We start from the raw sequence: 871 nt of genomic DNA on the forward strand, positions 1-871 counted from the left end.
GGGATATATAATGCTCGATGGCATAGTAAAAAATGCTGAAAATAATAACGTTTTGAAACTTTCTAGAATAAAAAATGATTTTGATAGATTTAGAAAAACGGGGAATTTTTCTGCACTTAATATTACATATACTGCTGGAAAAAAGGAAATTGATGATATTAAATTAGAATATCGAGTTATGCTTGAAGAGTTATACAATAAATCTAATTTACTATAAGGAGTTGTGAATATGGAAAATATGGTAAGATTTAAAATTGGAGAAATTGAGTTTGAAACTGCTGGCTCAGCGGAAGTTGTAGAAAGGGAGCGTGAATTTTTTCTCTCATCAATATTACCAGAAGCAGTGTTAGCGCTGAAAAAAGCAACAGTTGTAAGTTCAGATTCCCTTTCAACAGAAATAATACCTTACTCTTCAGAGACAGATAAGCCAATTAGTAATCTCTTATCGTCTGAACCTATTAATCAGAATAATGATGATCCCATAGAGAATAATAGCAATCCAAAAATAACCAGAACAAATTTGGCCACATTTACTCGTGCGTACGGTGATTTATCTAATCAAGATTTTGTTTTAATTGCAGCCTACTATGATGAAATTTATAATAAGAAACAATTTTTTACGAGTGAAGATGTAAAAAGATACTACCGAGAAGCTCGTAGAGATAAATATTCTAATAACAGCGGATTACTTCGTAAATTAGCGGATTTAGGTTATATCATTGAAAAAGAAACAGGTAATTCAGAAAGAGCTAAAACTTATATTATTTCACAAATAGGTATAGATTTTATCGAGAATTACAAGAAACAAGAGAAGCCGGAGAAAAAAAAGAGGAGAAAGGGGCCAACTAAGAAAAGAACTAAGAAATTAGAA

At 30.9% G+C, this 871-nt stretch carries 2 protein-coding genes; both read left to right on the plus strand.

Features of this window, described 5'->3' with window-relative positions; translation table 11 throughout:
• Window positions 1-217, plus strand: a 217-nt coding sequence (locus HCK02_RS13955; RefSeq protein WP_208970492.1) for a hypothetical protein, incomplete at its 5' end; no start/stop codon positions are given.
• Window positions 218-229: 12 nt separating this feature from the next.
• Window positions 230-871: hypothetical protein (locus HCK02_RS13960; protein ID WP_167630694.1), on the plus strand; the 642-nt coding region annotated here is incomplete at its 3' end.

This window comes from Listeria valentina, assembly GCF_011800755.1.
Lineage (GTDB): Bacteria > Bacillota > Bacilli > Lactobacillales > Listeriaceae > Listeria > Listeria valentina.